At 51.0% G+C, this 17,435-nt stretch carries 12 protein-coding genes, 4 tRNA genes and 6 pseudogenes; 15 read left to right on the top strand and 7 right to left on the bottom strand.

What is annotated here, in order from left to right; all coding sequences use genetic code 11:
* Positions 1–156: 156 nt before the first annotated feature.
* Together prlC and rsmJ are read left to right on the top strand one after the other, a co-directional pair.
* Positions 157–2,193 (top strand): oligopeptidase A, encoded by a 2,037-nt coding sequence (gene prlC, locus AACL06_RS04155; protein ID WP_339038031.1) that lies wholly within the window; start codon positions 157–159, stop codon positions 2,191–2,193.
* 8 nt (positions 2,194–2,201) lie between these two features.
* Positions 2,202–2,948 (top strand): 16S rRNA (guanine(1516)-N(2))-methyltransferase RsmJ, encoded by a 747-nt coding sequence (gene rsmJ / locus AACL06_RS04150; RefSeq protein ID WP_339038030.1) that lies wholly within the window; start codon positions 2,202–2,204, stop codon positions 2,946–2,948.
* Positions 2,949–3,018: 70 nt separating this feature from the next.
* Here the strand turns inward: rsmJ and AACL06_RS04145 are convergent.
* The 3 pseudogenes from AACL06_RS04145 to uspA all read right to left on the bottom strand — a co-directional run.
* Positions 3,019–3,164 (bottom strand): annotated as a pseudogene (locus tag AACL06_RS04145) (sugar ABC transporter ATP-binding protein); the annotation flags it as partial.
* Positions 3,164–3,702, bottom strand: a pseudogene (locus tag AACL06_RS04140) (substrate-binding domain-containing protein); the annotation flags it as partial. The pseudogenes AACL06_RS04140 and AACL06_RS04145, both read right to left, overlap by 1 nt.
* Before the next feature lie 46 nt (positions 3,703–3,748).
* A pseudogene (gene uspA, locus AACL06_RS04135) lies at positions 3,749–4,183 on the bottom strand (universal stress protein UspA); the annotation flags it as partial.
* Between the two features lie 346 nt (positions 4,184–4,529).
* Here uspA and AACL06_RS04130 point away from each other — a divergent pair.
* A pseudogene (locus AACL06_RS04130) lies at positions 4,530–4,920 on the top strand (IS481 family transposase); the annotation flags it as partial.
* Positions 4,921–5,023: 103 nt separating this feature from the next.
* Here the strand turns inward: AACL06_RS04130 and AACL06_RS04125 are convergent.
* The 4 genes and pseudogenes from AACL06_RS04125 to AACL06_RS04110 all read right to left on the bottom strand — a co-directional run bounded on the left by AACL06_RS04125 (position 5,024) and on the right by AACL06_RS04110 (position 7,008).
* Positions 5,024–5,926: pseudogene (locus AACL06_RS04125) on the bottom strand (IS5 family transposase).
* On the bottom strand, positions 5,859–6,020 hold the full coding sequence (locus AACL06_RS04120; protein WP_339038499.1) for a hypothetical protein: 162 nt from the start codon (positions 6,018–6,020) through the stop codon (positions 5,859–5,861). The pseudogene AACL06_RS04125 and the gene AACL06_RS04120 overlap by 68 nt, the downstream one beginning before the upstream one ends.
* Positions 6,009–6,518 (bottom strand): annotated as a pseudogene (locus AACL06_RS04115) (IS630 family transposase); the annotation flags it as partial. The pseudogene AACL06_RS04115 and the gene AACL06_RS04120, both read right to left, overlap by 12 nt.
* A gap of 280 nt (positions 6,519–6,798) precedes the next feature.
* On the bottom strand, positions 6,799–7,008 hold the full coding sequence (locus AACL06_RS04110; RefSeq protein WP_339038028.1) for a hypothetical protein: 210 nt from the start codon (positions 7,006–7,008) through the stop codon (positions 6,799–6,801).
* A 463-nt stretch (positions 7,009–7,471) separates the two neighbouring features.
* Here AACL06_RS04110 and AACL06_RS04105 point away from each other — a divergent pair.
* From AACL06_RS04105 to rpoB, 12 genes are all read left to right on the top strand, one after another.
* Positions 7,472–7,547 (top strand) — tRNA-Thr (locus AACL06_RS04105).
* Between the two features lie 24 nt (positions 7,548–7,571).
* Positions 7,572–7,656, top strand: a tRNA-Tyr gene (locus tag AACL06_RS04100).
* A 204-nt stretch (positions 7,657–7,860) separates the two neighbouring features.
* Positions 7,861–7,935 (top strand) — tRNA-Gly (locus tag AACL06_RS04095).
* 6 nt (positions 7,936–7,941) lie between these two features.
* Positions 7,942–8,014, top strand: a tRNA-Thr gene (locus AACL06_RS04090).
* A gap of 115 nt (positions 8,015–8,129) precedes the next feature.
* A complete protein-coding gene (gene tuf, locus AACL06_RS04085; protein WP_339038027.1) occupies positions 8,130–9,314 on the top strand; it encodes an elongation factor Tu in 1,185 nt (394 codons plus the stop codon).
* Positions 9,315–9,536: 222 nt separating this feature from the next.
* Entirely contained in the window at positions 9,537–9,920 is a 384-nt protein-coding gene (gene secE, locus AACL06_RS04080; RefSeq protein WP_339038276.1) for a preprotein translocase subunit SecE, read from the top strand.
* A gap of 1 nt (position 9,921) precedes the next feature.
* A complete protein-coding gene (gene nusG, locus AACL06_RS04075) occupies positions 9,922–10,467 on the top strand; it encodes a transcription termination/antitermination protein NusG (protein ID WP_339038025.1) in 546 nt (181 codons plus the stop codon).
* Positions 10,468–10,629: 162 nt separating this feature from the next.
* Positions 10,630–11,058, top strand: a complete 429-nt coding sequence (gene rplK, locus AACL06_RS04070) for a 50S ribosomal protein L11 (protein ID WP_339038024.1) — start codon at positions 10,630–10,632, stop codon at positions 11,056–11,058.
* Positions 11,059–11,061: 3 nt separating this feature from the next.
* Positions 11,062–11,766, top strand: a complete 705-nt coding sequence (rplA, locus tag AACL06_RS04065; protein ID WP_339038023.1) for a 50S ribosomal protein L1 — start codon at positions 11,062–11,064, stop codon at positions 11,764–11,766.
* Between the two features lie 327 nt (positions 11,767–12,093).
* The gene (gene rplJ / locus AACL06_RS04060; RefSeq protein WP_339038021.1) at positions 12,094–12,591 is read left to right on the top strand and encodes a 50S ribosomal protein L10; all 498 of its coding nucleotides are present in this window, start codon (positions 12,094–12,096) and stop codon (positions 12,589–12,591) included.
* A 65-nt stretch (positions 12,592–12,656) separates the two neighbouring features.
* Positions 12,657–13,022: a 50S ribosomal protein L7/L12 gene (gene rplL / locus AACL06_RS04055; protein WP_339038019.1), complete on the top strand. Its 366-nt coding sequence runs from the start codon at positions 12,657–12,659 to the stop codon at positions 13,020–13,022.
* A 330-nt stretch (positions 13,023–13,352) separates the two neighbouring features.
* On the top strand, positions 13,353–17,381 hold the full coding sequence (gene rpoB, locus AACL06_RS04050; protein ID WP_339038274.1) for a DNA-directed RNA polymerase subunit beta: 4,029 nt from the start codon (positions 13,353–13,355) through the stop codon (positions 17,379–17,381).
* The last annotated feature ends 54 nt before the right edge of the window (positions 17,382–17,435 follow it).

Below are 17,435 nucleotides of genomic sequence, written 5' to 3'. Positions count from 1 at the left end.
AACTGTCTAGCTGGAAAAAAATGAACTGCGTTGCCGTAGGCACTATCAACAACGCCGGGCATTGATTTTCCTGTTGCATAGCTCCATGTTAATCTTTCATCTGCATTTTATGGCTTGCCCGCTATGGTGGGCGATAACACTAATCAGGACTGCTCTATGACGAATCCGTTGCTGACCCCGTTTTTCCTACCGCCGTTTTCGGCGATCCGCCCTGAAGATATCGTGCCTGCGATACAATCCGAATTGGCAGACTGCCGTGCTGCTGTAGAGAGCGTGGTCGCGGAGCCGGGGCCGTTCACCTGGGATAACCTGTGTCAGCCGCTGGCGGAGTCGGACGATCGCCTATCGCGCATGTGGTCGCCGGTTGGGCATCTGAACTCGGTGAAAAACAGCCCGGAACTGCGTGCTGCCTATGAGCAGGCACTGCCGCTGCTATCGGAATACGGCACCTGGGTAGGCCAGCACGAAGGGCTTTATCAAGCCTATCGTAGCTTGAAAGAGGGGGCGGCCTTCAGCCAACTGAGCGCACCGCAACGCAAATCGGTGGAAAACGCGCTGCGTGACTTTGAGCTATCGGGCATCGGCCTGTCGGCGGACAAACAGCAGCGCTACGGTGAGATCGTCGCACGGCTATCCGAACTGGGTTCTACCTACAGCAACAACGTGCTCGATGCCACCATGGATTGGAGCATACTGATTACTGACCAAACCGAACTGAGTGGCTTGCCGGCCAGAGTCTTGGCACAGGCAATGGCACAAGCCAAAGAGCAAGAAGGCTGGTTGCTGACGTTGGATATGCCGAGTTATCTGCCGGTGCTCACCTACGCCGACAACCGTGCGTTGCGTGAAGAGATGTACCGCGCCTTCGCTACCCGCGCTTCGGATCAGGGGCCGAACGCCGGCAAATGGGATAACAGTGCAGTGATGGCGGAAACGCTGGCGCTGCGCCACGAACTGGCCCAACTGCTTGGCTTTGAGACATACGCTGACAAATCGCTGGCAACCAAGATGGCGGAAAGCCCGCAACGGGTGATCAGCTTCCTGAACGATTTGGCCAAGCGCGCCCGTCCGCAGGCCGAGCAGGAACTGGCGCAACTGCGCATCTTTGCCAAACAACATTACGGCGTGGACGAACTAGAAGCCTGGGATATTACCTATTATGGCGAAAAACAAAAACAACACCTGTTCTCCATCAGCGACGAGCAACTGCGCCCGTACTTCCCGGAGCAACGGGTGGTCGAAGGGCTGTTCGAGGTGGTGAAACGTATCTACGGCATCACTGCCAAAGAGCGCAGCGGGGTGGATACCTGGCATCCTGACGTGCGCTTCTTCGATCTATTCGACGCCAACGGCGAACTGCGCGGCAGCTTCTACCTTGATCTGTACGCGCGTGAAAACAAACGCGGTGGTGCCTGGATGGACGATTGTGCCGGCAGCCTGCGCAAGGCAGACGGCACGCTGCAAAAGCCGGTCGCCTACCTAACCTGCAACTTTAACCGTCCGCTGGGCGACCAGTCGGCGCTGTTTACCCATAACGAAGTGACTACGCTGTTCCACGAGTTCGGCCACGGCCTGCACCATATGCTGACCCAAATCGACACCGCTGGGGTATCGGGTATCAGCGGGGTGCCGTGGGATGCGGTCGAACTGCCAAGCCAGTTTATGGAAAACTGGTGCTGGGAAGCGGAAGCATTAGCGTTTATCTCCGGCCATTACCAAAGCGGCGAACCTCTGCCGCAAGAAATGCTCGATAAGCTGCTGGCAGCCAAGAACTATCAGGCGGCGCTATTTATCCTGCGTCAGTTAGAGTTCGGGCTGTTCGATTTCCTCATACATTTCGAATACAGCCCTTCAAGCGGCGCGCAAATCTTGCCAACGTTGGCGGAAGTTAATAAAAGGGTGGCGGTAGTACCTTCACCAAGCTGGGGCCGCTTTCCACATGCCTTCAGCCATATTTTCGCTGGCGGCTACGCGGCGGGCTACTACAGCTACCTGTGGGCAGAAGTGCTGTCGGCTGATGCTTACTCGCGTTTCGAAGAAGAGGGCATCTTCAACGCCGAAACCGGCCAATCCTTCCTTGACACAATCCTGTCGCGCGGTGGTTCGGAAGAGCCGATGGTACTGTTTAAACGCTTCCGTGGCCACGAACCGCAGTTGGATGCCATGCTACGCCATTACGGTCTTATAGGATAACCCGGCAGGTGAGGGTGTACTTAAGCTGTGAAGCAGGTGTCGATCCCGGCACCTTATCTATTTTGGCACAGCGTTGGCAGTTGACCTCGGACGACGATGCGCCGATGGCGCTGGTGCTGACCCCGGAACGATTGGAACTGCGCAAGCGTGACGAACTTAAACTGGGCGCGATCTACGTCGATTTCGTGTCCGGAACTCTGGCGCATCGGCGTCGTTTTGGTGGAGGCTGTGGTGAAGCGGTGGCTAGAGCGGTCGGCCTAAAGGGTAGCGGACTGCCGGATGTGGTAGACGCCACTGCTGGCTTGGGGCGCGATGCCTTTGTGCTGGCAGCATTGGCTTGCCGGGTAAGAATGCTAGAACGCCACCCGGTAGTGGCCGCATTGCTGGATGACGGCCTGCAACGCGGCTATCAGGATGCGGTAATTGGCCCGTGGCTGCGTGAGCGTTTGACGTTGGTGCATGCCACCAGCCTGACGGCGCTGGCCGATCTCGCCCCGCGACCAGAGGTGGTGTACCTTGATCCGATGTACCCACATAAGCAGAAAAGCGCGCTGGTGAAGAAAGAAATGCGGGTATTTCAATCGCTGGTAGGCAGCGACGATGACGCCGATGGGTTGCTAGCTCCGGCGCGTCGGCTGGCGACCAAGCGCATCGTAGTGAAACGCCCGGACTACGCGCCACCGCTGGGCAACGTGCCAGCCCATGCCGCCACCTTGACTAAAAGCCACCGCTTCGATATCTACATGCCGCTATAACCTTTGCCGCGCAGACGGGCCAGTAATGATTTATCCATTCACCGCCTCGGCGATCCTCCGGCACCTAGCTGATGCCGTGACGCACCGCTTCGCGACTGTTGTGCAGCTGCACTGGCTGGCCCCCCACCCTGATCTCCCGCTATCGGGGCGGGCCATGCCGAACAGGCTGAGGCGCAGCTCGGTACGGCCAGCAGCGCACAGTCCGACGATCGAGACGCCACCGGAAGGCGCGAGGTGACTTCAAACATTTTCGGGTATTTTGCTTTCTGATAGTTGATGGCTGAATCGGCCCAGGCGTTGTGCAGCGGTACGGTCAGTGCGTCAACGTAGATCGCATAGCCACCTTTGTCACCCATGTCTTTTAGTTGGCCTGCGCGTACTTCTCGCTGCCGATCCCACTGGCTGACCTGAGGGTCTAGAGATCCATAAGTCAGCACTACGATGCCTTTGTCGCGCACTTTTCTAGCACCGGCTCCAACACTTCGGCAATGTTCGGCACTAGGATGATGGTGTTGATTTTTTTGGCGTTCAGATCCTCAATCACCTTGACCCGTGCGGCTGGGGTTGGTATAGAGGGGCTGGCCTGTCAGGTGTTGACGTCGAGATTTTTCGCCGCCTGGTTGATACCTACTTCCATGCGGTTGAACCATGGAATGCCGGTCACTTTGGCAACCACGATGATCTCATCTTTATCGGCGGCAAAAACAGGCGTTGTCGAAAATAGGCACACGGAAATCACACATACATTCAACAACGCCCAAAATCACCTTTGATGCCGGTTGCAGCACATCCTGCTCCATCTCTTCTTCATTATTGCGCAGCGGCACGATTAGCATATCGATATGTACGCTGTTGATCAGTTGGCGTGCAGAAGACATCAGCTTACTCCAGAAGTCCTGATGGTGGCCGCATAGCAGCAGATCCATATCGTATTTCTTGATGACATCCACCAGTACCTGTACCAAATCGCCGCTACCGCTGAGAGTTTCGGTAATTGGGTAGCCAGCATTGTGCGACAGTTTGGTCAATGCCTGGTGGGTTTCCTCGGAGATGCGTTGCTGCATGTTGCCTAGGTTGACGTAAATCAGGCCAGTGTATAGGTCAGAATAATTAACATCTACGTGGATCAGAGAGACTTTCGCGTTATATGGTCGCGCCATAGTTACGGCTTTCTCTACCAAAATTTTGCTTTCTGGGGATAGATCTACCGCAATGAGAATGTGTTGGTAAGCAATAAGCATACTCCTTCCATATTGAATCATGCCAATACAGAGTATAGTGCCAAATAATCCAGCAGCTAGAACACGTTGCGCTGACATCTTGCCTGCCCTAAAGGAGTATACCAGTCAAATTGATTTGGGGGTTTGAGGGCCAACGGAACGAGAACGTACGTTAAGAAGATAACTTATTGAATTACGCAAAAATGTCGCTTAATAGTATGAGCCTTCAGAGTATCGAGATCTAAGATGGAATTTAGAACCTATTCCATTAGGTGTGTGATTCATAGACATCTTTGCACTATCACGACTCACCATGAACAAGGAAATTTAGCAGCGGCTACAGTGGGTTAAACTTTATGAAATATCTGGTGATGCGGGACTTGTATGCCGTCACTGCGGCATTTCCCGCCCAAGATTGCATAAATAGTGGCGAAGGTATCTGGAACAGGGCAGGACTGGAAAGCCACAGTCGTCGCCCTAAAAACTCTCCATCAACGAAAACCAGTGCTGGCGAAGTCGCTCTGATTCTGGAGTTACCTTCCCGGCGAAATCTAGGAGCAAGACGCATTCAGAGTGAGTTAAAGCGGCTTCATTCCTTCTCTCTGGCGATAGCTACGATCCACAATGTTCTTTGCCAGCATCAGGTTAAGACAGTTGTTAAATTTCGGCGTAAAGCTGATTTCATTCGCGACGAACGCCCTGTTCCTGGTGATCGGGTTAAGATGGATACCTGTAAAATTGGCCCCGGCTTGTAACAGTACACCTCTGTTGATGATTGCACTCGCTACAGAGTCTTGAGGCGGCTTTGCTAAATAAATCGGATTTGGAATAAAGAGTCCCCTGAATGGGCATCTTTCAGGCAAGGCGTACACTTTCTGGCATACCGGCGAGCGGCATCTTGTTTAATGCACAGATCATGGCCAGCGCCTCTGCAACTTGCCCATCATAATATCGCAGCGACAGGTGACCACCAAATAGCTGTTTTACTCTATACCTCGCTGTTGCCGCTACCGAACGTCTGTGGTAGCCTGTGATACTTTTCCACCGTGTGTTGTCTCCGGTAAGGCGCTGGTTCACCACCGCTTGATTTCGCTCTGCATAGTCTGCCGACCAATAACGGGCTCCGCTGCTGGGCGGTATTAACGCCCTGAGCCTCTTGCGCCTTAACTCATCATCACACACTCGCGTATCCTAAGCCCGATCCGCCGAGGCGACTTTGATTTTACGGTGCCTCTGACGGATGAGACCTGGGAAGGCTTCCATATCGGTGACATTGCTCAAGGAAAGGTCAGCACAGATGACCTCATGTGTTTCTGTATCTACGGCCAAATGCAGTTTTCGCCAGATCCGCCGTTTTTCCTGACCGTGTTTTTTTACCATCCACTCCCCTTCACCCAACATGTTGAGCCCGCTAGAGTCGATAACGAGGTGCGCAATTTCACCCGGCGTTGGGGTTTTAAACGGGACATGGCCGGACTTCGCCCGCTTACTGATACAGGTGTCGTCCGGGCAGTTCAACGGCACTTTAATCAGTGTGACAATGGAGTCGACGAAGCCCTGGAGGGCGCGAAGTGTCAGGCCGAAAATCCGTTTCAGCATCAATACGCTGGTGATTGCCATATCGGAATAATGTGGTGAGCGACCACGCAGAGAAGGTTTTGCCTCGCAGTACCAGGCGTGAAGTGCCGTTTCATCCCCCCAGCAAGTGAGTAAACCCCGAGTGATAAGGGCGTTGTTGTAAGCCTTCCAGTTGGTGATGTTGAACTTTTACTGGGCCACGGAATGTCGCTATGTTGACAGAAGGAGAGTGATCTGATCCTCGTGCCGGCCAAAAGTTCGATTTATTCAACAACGCCTCAATAGCCGCCAGTTTTTCCTCTTTATAAGGATCTCGGATGTGCAAAGTTGCAGCCACTCTACGCAGCAGAATACCAGCTCTCGGCAACCAGCGCCGAAGTGAGCCAGGATGTAACGTCGAGTTAAATAATTTATTAATTTTAATCTTTAACATCTCAGTATTCCACCGAGAACGCAGATAGCCAAAGTCCTGTGGGGAATGCTGAACGAGCAAATCAAGCATCTTCAACATCGCCTCTGTGGGCCATTTTCGGGGGCGTCTAGGTGAAAGGCTTGCTAATCCTTCATAGCCGCCCAATGTGAACAAATTAACCCATTGTCCGGCAGAGGAACGGGCGGCACATAAGGTTTTACCTAGGTAAGTCAGCGTGTTGCCACGGTGTAACATCAACATGGCGATAAGGCGTCTGGCATAATTTTTATCTGGTGTTTTCTGGATAATTTTTTGCATCTGACGTCGTTCATTTCGGGGGATGGGTGCTATGATCGGCATTACTCAGTCCGGTTGTGAGGGGCTGTGATGTTTGGCGATTGATCAGATCGCTCAAACCGGATTGAGTTTCTTCAGTGATCTACTATTTGGCGCAGGTATTTAGTTGGTGATGGCGCGGGAAAGCTGGTTAACATTGATAATAAATCACCGTCGGGTGAGAGTAGCCATCGGGATGGCGGCGTAGTCGGGCAGATCTACCAGACAGCAGTGGTACAGCGTTTCTGATGCGGAGCCGGTATAACAGGCTGTTATGTTGCGCGTGGCTATGAACCAACAGCTTTTAAACCTTCATACGGCTGGGACCGTTGGGTTTTGGACACAGTGCCAGTTGCATAGTATCGATGACGCTGCGTTCGTCTCTAGCGATTCCTAGCAGCATTCTCCCCCTGTTGAGCGTCTGTTTCAGGTTGTGGAAATAGCTTTCGGTATCTTCATGCAGGATCTGCGTGTCATAGTCCATCGAAGTGCCATGTGTGACCGCATCAGTCAACAGGTGGGACAGTATATCGTGGTAAATGGGCAGCGTGGTGGCGTTTATCAACACACTTTTCATAGGTCATTTCACCTAGATGAAGGGGGAATCATGAAAAAATCAATAACTGAGCCAGAATATTAAATCGTGCGGCAGTGACAACAGAGGTGGGGCTTGGTGGCCGTTAATGCTTTGGCACAGGGTAGATTTCACTTTTCTGGTGTATTGATCCCGCTAACGGTTTGGCACCCCGGCTTAATCGATTTGGGACGACCAACACGGATAAGAGGTGGTGCAACGCTGGTAAAAGGTGAGCAAAATTGTATAGAGTGATGACTGCGATTGATGAATGTTTGTACGTCGTGGATAATGAATTGTAAGACAGTATGCTAAATTGGCTAATTTATGAGCGAAAGTGTGCGTAACGCAATTTTTTTGTTGCATAGGCCGACAGCTCTACCTAAAATAATCTTCACTTGATGTCGGCTTAGCTCAGTTGGTAGAGCAACTGACTTGTAATCAGTAGGTCACCAGTTCGATTCCGGTAGCCGGCACCATTCAAGTTGCAATAATTAAAAGCTGGTGGGGTTCCCGAGCGGCCAAAGGGAGCAGACTGTAAATCTGCCGTCACAGACTTCGAAGGTTCGAATCCTTCCCCCACCACCAAATCTTGCCTTTGGCAATTGACTGAAGAGCAGTAAATCTCGCAGAAACTAGTTCAATGCGAAAGGGAAAGGCAAAAAGTCTTTAGCGAGATTCAGTTTTGCTGAGATAAATACAGTCGGCTCGAAAGATATAAGAGCCAAGTGACCAACAATCTTGCTCTACCCCTAAATTTTACAGAAAAATCTGGTAGCCAAGTTCCAGGATGCAGGCATCGTATAATGGCTATTACCTCAGCCTTCCAAGCTGATGATGTGGGTTCGATTCCCACTGCCCGCTCCAAGATGTGCTGATATGTCTCAGCCGGTAGAGCGCACCCTTGGTAAAGGTGAGGTCGGCAGTTGGAATCTGCCTACTAGTCATCACTTGTGCCACTCTTCTTGCCTATGATTTTCTTTCTGTTCTGAATTCAATGAGCAAATGCCTGGTTGATGTGGTGATACCACCGATTTATCCGTGTCTTAGAGGGACAATCGATGTCTAAAGAAAAGTTTGAACGTACAAAACCGCACGTTAACGTCGGTACTATCGGCCACGTTGACCACGGTAAAACCACCCTGACTGCCGCGATCACCACTGTTTTGGCTAAAACTTACGGCGGTTCCGCACGCGCTTTCGACCAAATTGATAACGCACCAGAAGAAAAAGCGCGTGGTATCACCATCAACACTTCTCACGTTGAATATGACACCCCGACACGCCACTACGCACACGTTGACTGCCCAGGGCACGCCGATTACGTGAAAAATATGATCACCGGTGCTGCTCAGATGGACGGTGCTATATTAGTAGTTGCTGCGACTGACGGCCCAATGCCTCAGACCCGTGAGCACATTCTGCTGGGTCGTCAGGTTGGCGTTCCTTTCATCATCGTATTCATGAATAAGTGCGATATGGTCGATGATGAAGAATTGTTGGAATTGGTAGAAATGGAAGTTCGTGAACTGCTGTCTGCTTACGACTTCCCTGGTGATAATTTGCCGGTGATTCGTGGCTCTGCGCTGAAAGCGCTGGAAGGCGATGCGGAGTGGGAAGCTAAAATCATCGAGCTGGCCGAAGCACTGGATTCTTATATCCCAGAGCCAAAGCGCGCTATAGACAAGCCGTTCCTTCTGCCGATCGAAGATGTATTCTCCATTTCTGGTCGTGGTACCGTTGTCACTGGTCGTGTTGAGCGCGGCATCATCAAAGTTGGCGAAGAAGTTGAAATTGTTGGTATTAAAAACACCGTTAAGTCTACCTGTACCGGCGTTGAAATGTTCCGCAAACTGCTGGACGAAGGCCGTGCCGGCGAGAACGTGGGTGTTCTGCTGCGTGGTATCAAGCGTGAAGATATCGAACGTGGTCAAGTTCTGGCTAAACCAGGCTCCATTAAGCCTCACACTCAGTTTGATTCAGAAGTGTACATCCTAAGTAAAGAGGAAGGTGGTCGGCACACGCCATTCTTCAAAGGCTACCGCCCGCAGTTCTACTTCCGTACCACTGACGTAACCGGCACCATTGAGCTGCCAGAAGGTGTCGAGATGGTCATGCCAGGTGATAACGTTAACATGAAAGTCACCATGATACACCCAATCGCGATGGATGACGGCCTGCGTTTCGCCATCCGTGAAGGTGGTCGTACCGTTGGTGCCGGTGTTGTTGCTAAAGTTATCGCCTAATCGCTGATAACGTTTGACGCGACGCACGGAAAAGGGGCATTATTTGATGCCCTACTTCTACGCTGTGAACAAGAACACACCTCACCAGCGATCTTGCACAATCATTAGTGAGATAGGCTCTTAAAATTTTTGGCTAATGTGTCATAGCGTATATGCCTAGATACTGGCAAAACGGTATTTGATCGGTCTGGTTTGGTTTGGATTATTGTAACAGGTTGGTTTATGAGTGCGAATACCGAGGCTCAAGGGCACGGGCGCTGCCTGGAAGCGGTTAAGTGGCTGATCGTTGCCATTCTGTTGGTTGTGGCTATCGTCGGTAACTATTACTATCGTGATTTAAGCCTGCCATTGCGTGAGTTGGCAGTTGTGCTGGCCATCACCGTTGCAGGTGCAGTGGCGCTGATGACTACCAAAGGCAAAGCCATAGTTGCCTTTGCGCGCGAAGCGCGAACCGAAGTGCGTAAAGTGATTTGGCCAACTCGTCAGGAAACGCTACATACTACGTTGATTGTTGCTGCGGTAACTGCCGTTATGTCAATGATTCTGTGGGGGCTGGATGGTGTTCTGGTTCGTTTGGTCTCGTTTATTACTGGCCTGAGGTTCTAAAATGTCTGAAGCTCCAAAAAAACGCTGGTACGTCGTTCAGGTGTCTTGCGGATTTGAAGGTCGTGTAGCACAATCGCTGCGTGAACATATCAAACTGTACGATATGGAAGAGCTGTTGGGCGAAGTGATGGTGCCTACGGAAGAAGTGGTTGAAATCCGTAGTGGTCAACGTCGTAAGAGCGAGCGCAAGTTCTTCCCTGGCTACGTATTGGTGCAGATGGTAATGAATGACGCCAGTTGGCACTTGGTCCGTAGCGTTCCACGCGTCATGGGCTTTATCGGCGGTACTTCAGACCGTCCGGCACCGATCAGCGATAAAGAAGTAGATGCGATCATGAATCGCCTGCAACAGGTGGGTGATAAGCCGCGTCCAAAAACACTGTTTGAACCAGGTGAACTGGTTCGCGTTAACAATGGCCCGTTTGCTGACTTTAACGGTGTGGTCGAAGAAGTGGAGTACGAGAAGAGCCGCCTGAAAGTTTCTGTTTCTATCTTTGGCCGTGCGACACCGGTGGAACTGGACTTTAGCCAGGTTGAAAAAGGTTGAGAGCTGATCAATGGCTGGCGGCGTTTTCCCACTTGTCAGGGGCATGAAATTCAACTACAATCTTGCGCCTCTTGTTTTTAGATGCCCTGCTTGATGGTTCTGAGCTAGGTGAACACGGGGAGCCTCTTAAGAGGCGATACTACCCAAATCGAGGAAGTTTAAATGGCCAAGAAAGTACAAGCCTACGTTAAGCTGCAAGTTGCAGCTGGTATGGCTAACCCAAGCCCACCAGTTGGCCCCGCTCTGGGTCAGCAAGGTGTTAACATCATGGAGTTCTGTAAGGCGTTCAATGCTAGGACTGACAGCGTTGAAAAAGGTCTGCCGATCCCGGTTGTTATTACCGTTTATTCTGATCGCTCCTTCACTTTTGTGACTAAAACCCCGCCCGCAGCAGTTCTGCTGAAAAAAGCGGCGGGTATCAAGTCTGGTTCTGGCAAGCCGAACCAAGACAAAGTCGGTAAAGTGACGCGTACTGAGGTACGTGAAATCGCAGAAACAAAAGCTGCGGATATGACTGGTTCAGACGTTGAAGCGATGACTCGCTCCATCGAAGGTACTGCTCGTTCCATGGGTTTGGTGGTGGAGGATTAAGAGATGGCTAAACTGACCAAGCGCATGCGTGTGATCCGTGACAAAGTTGATGCGACTAAACAGTATGAAACCACTGAAGCCGTTGCTCTGCTGAAAGAGCTGGCCACCGCTAAATTCGTAGAAAGCGTTGATGTATCCGTTAATCTGGGTATCGACGCGCGTAAATCTGATCAAAACGTCCGTGGCGCTACCGTTCTGCCACATGGCACTGGTCGTAGCGTTCGCGTTGCAGTATTTACTCAAGGCCCTAGCGCCGAAGCAGCTAAAGCCGCTGGCGCAGAGCTGGTAGGTATGGACGATCTGGCAGACTTGATCAAGAAAGGCGAAATGAACTTCGACGTTGTTATTGCTTCTCCGGATACAATGCGCGTTGTCGGTCAACTGGGCCAGATCCTGGGGCCACGTGGCCTGATGCCAAACCCGAAAGTAGGTACTGTGACTTCGAACGTTGCTGAAGCGGTGAAAAACGCTAAAGCCGGGCAGGTTCGTTACCGTAACGATAAAAATGGCATAATCCATACCACTATCGGTAAGGTTGATTTCGAGTCAGACAAGCTAAAAGAAAACCTCGAGGCCCTGCTGGTTGCGCTAAAAAAAGCAAAACCATCTCAGGCTAAAGGTACGTACATCAAGAAAGTTAGCCTTTCCACCACGATGGGTGCTGGCGTTGCTATCGATCAAAGCGGCTTGACTGCTGTAGCAAACTGATCGCCTCGCGATTATCGCTTTGACTTGGGGGTGGGATTTGTCTAGAATCCTACGCCCCAAAGTTTCGCTATTAGCCTTTCCATAGTGAAGCGAAAATAATTTTCGGTTGGAGAGCCTGGCCCATCCAGGCCTCCGTCCAAGACCGCAGGTGTATAGAAAGGTACTTAATCCTTCCTGCGTAGACGGTGACAGAGTAGAGAATTTTTTTATGGTCTTTACTGGATTCTGCTCACCGTATTAAAGTGCTCAACGCCTTATTTTTCACCAGGTATTGAGTAAAGTGAGTTCACGGGGATATTCCCCGGCTAATCCAGGAGCAAAAAGCTTATGGCATTAAATCTTCTAGACAAACAAGCGATTGTTGCTGAAGTCAACGAAGTAGCCAAAGGCGCGCTGTCTGCGGTTGTTGCGGATTATCGCGGCGTTACCGTTGATAAAATGACTGAACTGCGTAAAGCAGGTCGTGAAGCTGGCGTTTACATGCGTGTTGTTCGCAACACCCTGATGCGTCGCGTAGTTGAGGGCACTCCATTCGAATGCCTGGAAGACATGTTTGTCGGTCCTACCTTGATTGCATTCTCTAGTGAACACCCGGGCACTGCTGCTCGTCTGTTCAAAGAGTTCGCAAAAGCGAATGTAGAATTCGAGGTTAAAGCTGCGGCCTTTGAAGGTGAGCTGATCCCTGCGGCACAAATTGACCGCCTGGCGACGCTGCCTACTTACGATGAAGCGATCGCTCGCCTAATGGCAACCATAAAAGAAGCCGCTGCTGGCAAACTGGTTCGCACTCTGGCTGCACTACGCGATCAGAAAGAAGCGGCATAAGACACTCTCTTTCTTAGCCTTTGCTAACGTATTAAAACTATTTCTGAATTTTAGGAACAATTTTTATGTCTATCACTAAAGACCAAATCTTGGAAGCCGTTGCCGCTATGTCCGTCATGGATGCTGTTGAGCTGGTTTCCGCTATGGAAGAAAAATTCGGTGTTTCTGCTGCTGCTGCCGTGGCCATTGCTGCTGGCCCAGCCGAGGTTGCTGAAGAAAAAACTGAGTTCGACGTCGTACTTTCTGCTGTTGGCGGTAACAAAGTTGCTGTTATTAAAGCAGTACGTGGCGCAACTGGTCTGGGTCTGAAAGAAGCTAAAGACCTAGTAGAATCTGCTCCAGCAGTACTGAAAGAAGGCATCAGAAAAGACGATGCTGATGCTTTGAAAAAATCTCTGGAAGAAGCGGGTGCTTCTGTTGAAGTTAAATAAGATTAACTTTTCAGAGTACAGTCTGTCTTAACAGACTGATGGCTGGTGACCAAAAGGTCACCAGCCCTTTTGCGCTGTTGGGCGTCGGTAGAGTTTCCACAGTTTGGCTACTGGCTAACCCTAATATCTTTTTCTATCGACGACTTAATATACTGTCCCTTTTGCTTCAGTGAAATCTGTCGCACGCCGCAATGAAATGATTTAAGCGTGATAGAAAAGAGGTATTACGGAAAGTGTTCCCGCTTTCCGGTCGACAAAATCGTGTTGCATGAGCCGTTCCCTATTAGGGCGGACAAAGTGGTTCGACTTTCCAGCGAGCTGAGGAACCCTATGGTTTACTCCTATACCGAGAAAAAACGTATTCGTAAGGATTTTGGTAAGCGTCCACAAGTTCTGGACATACCTTACCTCCTTTCTATCCAGCTTGACTCGTTCCAGAAGTTTATCGAGCAAGATCCAGAGGGGCAGTATGGCCTAGAAGCCGCCTTCCGTTCTGTTTTCCCTATCCAAAGCTACAGTGGCAATTCGGAGCTGCAATACGTTAGCTACCGTCTTGGTGAGCCGGTGTTCGATGTCAAAGAGTGCCAGATCCGTGGTGTAACGTTCTCTGCACCGCTGCGCGTAAAACTGCGCCTGGTAATCTATGAGCGTGAAGCCCCGGAAGGTACGGTTAAAGACATCAAGGAACAAGAAGTCTATATGGGCGAAATACCGCTCATGACCGAAAACGGTACCTTTGTTATCAACGGTACTGAGCGGGTTATCGTCTCTCAGTTGCACCGCAGTCCTGGTGTATTCTTTGACAGCGATAAAGGGAAAACTCACTCATCGGGTAAAGTTCTGTATAACGCACGCATCATCCCTTACCGTGGTTCATGGTTGGATTTTGAGTTTGACCCTAAAGACAACCTGTTCGTGCGTATTGACCGTCGCCGCAAGTTGCCAGCGACCATCATCCTGCGTGCATTGAACTACACCACTGAACAGATCTTTGACCTGTTCTTTGACAAAATCACTTTTGAAATCCATGGTAACAAGCTGCAAATGGAGCTAGTTCCAGAGCGACTACGTGGTGAAACTGCTTCCTTCGATATCGAAGGAAGCGGCAAAATCTACGTAGAGAAAGGCCGTCGCATCACCGCGCGTCATATCCGTCAGCTCGAAAAAGACGAAATTTACAGGATTGAAGTACCGGTTGAGTACATCGCGGGCAAAGTGGTCGCGCAGGACTATATTGATACCAATACCGGTGAACTGATCTGTACCGCCAACATGGAGTTGTCTCTGGATCTGCTGGCCAAACTGAGCCAGGCGGGACACAAATGTATCGAAACGCTGTTCACCAACGATCTGGATCACGGTGCCTATATCTCTGAGACTTTACGCGTCGATCCGAGCAGCGATCGCTTGAGCGCGCTGGTAGAAATTTACCGCATGATGCGCCCTGGTGAGCCGCCAACTCGCGAAGCTGCCGAAAGCCTGTTCGAGAATCTGTTCTTCTCTGAAGACCGCTACGATCTGTCTGCGGTTGGCCGTATGAAGTTCAACCGTTCTCTGCTGCGTGACGAGAACGAAGACTCGGGCATCTTGAGCAAAAACGACATCATTGAAGTGATGAAGAAGCTCATTGATATCCGTAACGGTAAAGGCGAAGTAGACGACATCGACCACTTGGGTAACCGTCGTATCCGTTCTGTTGGCGAAATGGCTGAGAATCAGTTCCGTATCGGCCTGGTGCGTGTTGAGCGTGCGGTTAAAGAACGTCTGTCTCTGGGCGATCTGGACACCCTGATGCCTCAAGATATGATCAACGCCAAGCCGATTTCGGCGGCTGTGAAAGAGTTCTTCGGCTCCAGCCAACTGTCTCAATTTATGGATCAGAACAACCCGTTGTCCGAGATCACACATAAGCGTCGTATTTCCGCACTGGGTCCAGGTGGCCTGACTCGCGAACGTGCGGGCTTTGAAGTTCGAGACGTACACCCGACTCACTATGGCCGCGTATGCCCAATCGAGACGCCGGAAGGGCCGAACATCGGTCTGATCAACTCCTTGTCCGTGTACGCACAGACTAACGAGTATGGCTTCCTGGAAACCCCGTACCGCCGCGTGCGTGACGGTGTGGTGACCGATGAAATCAACTATCTGTCTTCTATTGAAGAAGGCAACTTTGTTATCGCTCAGGCAAATTCCAACTTGGATGATGATTGCCGCTTCGTGGAAGATCTGGTTACCTGTCGCAGCAAAGGCGAATCAAGCCTGTTCAGCCGTGACCAGGTTGACTATATGGACGTATCCACCCAGCAGGTTGTCTCAGTTGGTGCTTCACTAATCCCATTCCTGGAACACGATGATGCCAACCGTGCATTGATGGGTGCGAACATGCAACGTCAGGCGGTACCAACCCTGCGTGCGGACAAGCCGCTGGTCGGTACCGGTATGGAACGTGCTGTAGCAGTTGATTCTGGCGTTACCGCCGTAGCTAAACGCGGCGGAGTGATCCAGTACGTGGATGCTTCCCGTATCGTTATCAAAGTTAACGAAGACGAGATGTATCCAGGCGAAGCAGGTATCGATATTTATAACCTGACTAAGTACACGCGTTCCAACCAGAACACCTGCATCAACCAGATGCCTTGTGTTAATCTGGGGGAGCCAATTGAGCGCGGCGACGTGCTGGCGGATGGCCCATCTACAGATCTGGGTGAACTGGCGCTGGGTCAAAACATGCGTGTTGCTTTCATGCCGTGGAATGGCTACAACTTTGAAGATTCCATCTTGGTCTCCGAACGCGTGGTGCAAGAAGATCGCTTCACCACTATCCACATTCAGGAACTGGCATGCGTATCTCGTGATACCAAGCTGGGGCCTGAAGAGATTACTGCCGACATCCCTAACGTGGGTGAAGCTGCACTCTCCAAACTGGATGAATCCGGGATTGTTTATATCGGTGCTGAAGTGAACGGTGGCGATATTCTGGTTGGTAAGGTAACGCCGAAGGGTGAAACTCAACTGACACCGGAAGAGAAGCTGCTGCGTGCGATCTTCGGGGAGAAAGCCTCCGACGTTAAAGACTCTTCACTGCGTGCCCCCAACGGCGTCTCTGGTACGATTATCGATGTGCAAGTCTTCACCCGCGATGGCGTGGAAAAAGACAAGCGTGCGTTGGAAATTGAAGAGATGCAGCTCAAACAGGTGAAGAAAGATCTGACTGAAGAATTGCAGATCTTGGAAGCAGGCTTGTTTGCACGTATCCACGCGGTGCTGGTTGCTGGCGGTGTTGAAGCTGAGACATTGAGTAAGCTGCCACGCGATCGCTGGCTGGAACTGGGCTTGACTGAGGAAGAAAAGCAAAACCAACTGGAACAGTTGGCGAAGCAATATGACGAATTGAAATCCGATTTCGAGAAGAAGCTGGAAGCCAAGCGTCGCAAGATCACTCAAGGCGATGATTTGGCACCCGGCGTGTTGAAAATCGTTAAGGTCTATTTGGCGGTTAAACGTCAGATACAACCGGGTGACAAGATGGCAGGTCGCCACGGTAACAAAGGTGTTATTTCCAAGATCAACCCGATCGAAGATATGCCTTACGATGAAAACGGCACGCCGGTAGACATCGTACTGAATCCACTGGGCGTACCGTCACGTATGAACATTGGCCAAATCCTGGAAACCCACCTGGGTATGGCTGCAAAAGGCATTGGTGAGAAGATCAACCAAATACTCAAGCAGCAACAGGAATTGGCCAAACTACGTGAGTTCATCCAGAAGGCCTACGATCTGGGTGATGACGTTTGCCAGAAAGTTGACCTGAACACTTTCACTGACGATGAAGTATTGCGTCTGGCAGAGAACCTGAAAAATGGAATGCCGATCGCAACGCCAGTGTTCGATGGTGCGAAAGAGACGGAAATCAAACAACTTCTGGAAATGGGCGGCATCCCAACCTCTGGTCAGATTACGCTGTACGATGGCCGTACTGGGGAGCAGTTCGAACGCCAGGTTACTGTCGGTTACATGTACATGCTGAAACTGAACCACTTGGTTGCCGATAAAATGCACGCCCGTTCAACCGGTTCTTACAGCTTGGTGACGCAGCAGCCACTGGGTGGCAAGGCTCAGTTTGGTGGTCAACGCTTCGGTGAGATGGAAGTGTGGGCACTGGAAGCCTACGGCGCAGCTTACACCTTACAAGAGATGCTCACCGTTAAGTCGGATGACGTTAATGGCCGTACCAAGATGTACAAAAACATCGTGGATGGCAATCACCGTATGGAACCAGGCATGCCGGAGTCCTTCAATGTACTGTTGAAGGAAATCCGCTCGCTCGGTATCAATATAGAACTGGAAGACGAGTAATCGGTTTCCAGCTCAGGCTCCCGGCCTTAGGGTGCCTGAGGGTGGTTTTTCAGG

It is taken from the genome of Serratia symbiotica (Periphyllus acericola), assembly GCF_964019515.1.
Taxonomy (GTDB): Bacteria; Pseudomonadota; Gammaproteobacteria; order Enterobacterales; family Enterobacteriaceae; genus Serratia; species Serratia symbiotica_D.
The sequence above is the reverse complement of the archived record's forward strand: the minus strand, read 5'-3'. Positions and strand labels throughout refer to the sequence as shown.